Annotated in this window: 4 protein-coding genes; all 4 read left to right on the top strand. The window is 52.2% G+C overall.

Annotated features, from left to right (window positions below; all coding sequences use genetic code 11):
* Positions 1-185 (top strand): IS256 family transposase (locus VLH40_06715; protein ID HSV31696.1); only part of this gene is annotated, 185 nt, incomplete at its 5' end.
* A 135-nt stretch (positions 186-320) separates the two neighbouring features.
* Positions 321-476 (top strand): hypothetical protein, encoded by a 156-nt coding sequence (locus tag VLH40_06710; GenBank protein HSV31695.1) that lies wholly within the window; start codon positions 321-323, stop codon positions 474-476.
* Between the two features lie 125 nt (positions 477-601).
* Positions 602-1,519, top strand: coding sequence for a dihydrodipicolinate synthase family protein (locus VLH40_06705; GenBank protein HSV31694.1), 918 nt, complete (start codon positions 602-604; stop codon positions 1,517-1,519).
* A partial coding sequence (xth, locus tag VLH40_06700) for an exodeoxyribonuclease III (GenBank protein ID HSV31693.1) occupies positions 1,516-2,265 on the top strand: 750 nt, incomplete at its 3' end. The genes VLH40_06705 and xth, both read left to right, overlap by 4 nt.

Below are 2,265 nucleotides of genomic sequence, written 5' to 3'. Positions count from 1 at the left end.
TCAGGTTGCAAACCAACAAGACCAAGAACTGCGGGTCACGAGTGACCGTCCTCAGTATGGTCCACCAACTCTTCCTCAGTGCCAAGAAGAGATGGAGGAAGCTGGATGGAGTACCCCGGTTAGCGGAAGTGGTGGAAGGAGTCGTATTCGTTGATGGAACTCGCCAGAATGTGGACGCCGCCTGATGGGTCATACCCAAGATTTGACATTAGCTCGTTTTCCATTGTTGCACCCCCCCTGAAAATAATATACCATAAAAAACACTAAAATTCACTAAAAATAGGAGGAAGAAAGGTGAACCACCGGAGGAGGTGTAGGAGATGAGCATTAACAAAAAGCGGGGCTTCCTGTATTGGTTGGCTAAAGTGCTTGGCGATGTACAGGCTGTCAAGAGCGGCAAGGTTGGCAGGCGTATTGTCCGGCGAGCGACAGGCAAAGCAACGGGCCGGCTGCTGGGCAAACTGTTCCGGAAGTGACATACTCCCACGAATTTATTCGTGGGAGTATGTCAAACCAATAAAAAAATATAGCAGGGTTGCTGCCCTGCTAAGTAAGTAGAAGGAAGGGATGAGTAAATCAAAAAGAAAAAGGAGGAAATCGTATGAGATTGTTGGAAGGTGTCGTGGTCGCCCATGCCACCCCTTTTGACGAAAAGGATCATATCGATTACACCGCCCTGCAACGTTACATCCATTTCCTGGCAGAAAAACAGGTCGACGGCATGTTTGTCTGTGGTACCACCGCCGAAGCTCAGATCCTCTCAATGGAGGAACGGAAAAGCATTCTGGAAACCGCATTGAAAGCCAACGATGGAAAAATGACCATTACCGCTCAGTGCGGAACCAGCAACCTCACCGAAACCCATGACCTGCTTGATCACGCCCGGACTCATGGAGCTGACGGTGCTGCAGTGGTGACCCCCTTTTACTACGTTTACACCCAAGAAGAGTTGTTCGACTATTACGCCTCGATCGCCCGGGAATTCTCCGATTTTCCCCTGTATCTCTACAACATTCCCCAATTAACCAACAACAATCTGGCAGTTTCGACTGTGTCCCGTCTGGCCGAACAGTTCTCCAATTTGGTGGGCATCAAGGATTCCAGTGGGAACTTTTCGACAGTCACAGGCTATATTCTGGAATCCCGACCGGATTTTCGAGTTATCCTCGGATATGACCGGGCTTTTTTTGTTTCATTAATGTCGGGCGGCAGCGGGTCAGTCACCGGACCAGGCGGCGTCGTCCCCGAACCGTTTGTCGACGTCTGGCGGGCATATCGGGAAAAGGATTACGAAAAAGCCCGGGATCTGCAGCGTAAGCTCATAAAAATCTCGGCGGCAATGGGTGAGGGGACGAATTTCGCCATGGTCAAGGCGGCCTTATCCCTGCGCGGATTTGGTAACGGGAAGATGCGGCGTCCCTTTCACAGTCTTCCGGAACAGGCAATCCAGGCCCTGCGGGATCGGTTGAAAAAGGCTCTGGAGGAAACCGGCTACCTTATTCCGGAATTGACCTCATGAGCACCTGGACTATAGCTACTTTCAACGTCAACTCGATCCGGTCCCGGCTTCCGATACTGACCCGCTGGCTGGCAGTCCATCCCGTCGATGTCCTCTGTCTCCAAGAGACAAAGACAGAAGACGCATTGTTTCCCGCCAGCGTTTTTCAAGCAATGGGTTACTCAGCTGTGTATCGAGGCGAAAAGGCTTACAACGGGACGGCAATCTGCAGTCGAACACCGCTCACCGACGTAAAATTCGGATTTGACGACGGAGAAACTCCATTATCGGAAGCCCGCGCCATTCAAGCCCGCTGGAACGGGATTCACATCCTCAATACCTATGTTCCCCAGGGTAAAGCGATCAATCACCCCGATTACACTGGAAAACTCCGGTTTTTCTCCCGGATCCGCCGTCTCCTGGAAAATCGCTACCAGGTCAGCGACCATTTCATTTGGGTGGGCGATCTCAATGTCGCCCCAACTGAGCGGGATGTCACCCACCCGACGAACAAGAAAAACCATGTTTGTTGCCATGAGGACGTTCGAAAGGCATTCCAGGAAGTCATATCTTGGGGGCTGGTCGACGTGTTTCGAAAGCACCGGCCGGATGACGGTGAATTCACTTTCTGGGATTACCGGGTGAAAGACTCTCTGGAGCGAAACATCGGCTGGCGGATCGACCACGTTTTCGCCACACCACCTTTAGCTGAGGCATCGACTGATTGCTTCGCCGACCGGGAGCCGCGCCGGTGGGAAAGACCCTCC

This window comes from Atribacteraceae bacterium (genome assembly GCA_035477455.1).
GTDB lineage: Bacteria > Atribacterota > Atribacteria > Atribacterales > Atribacteraceae > DATIKP01.
This window is presented reverse-complemented; position numbering and strand designations above follow the sequence as displayed.

What these genes read in the sequence shown, in the direction of transcription:
- VLH40_06710 (HSV31695.1), top strand. Translation starts at nt 321, where the DNA reads ATGAGCATTAACAAAAAGCGGGGCTTCCTGTATTGGTTGGCTAAAGTG.
- VLH40_06705 (HSV31694.1), top strand. Translation starts at nt 602, where the DNA reads ATGAGATTGTTGGAAGGTGTCGTGGTCGCCCATGCCACCCCTTTTGAC.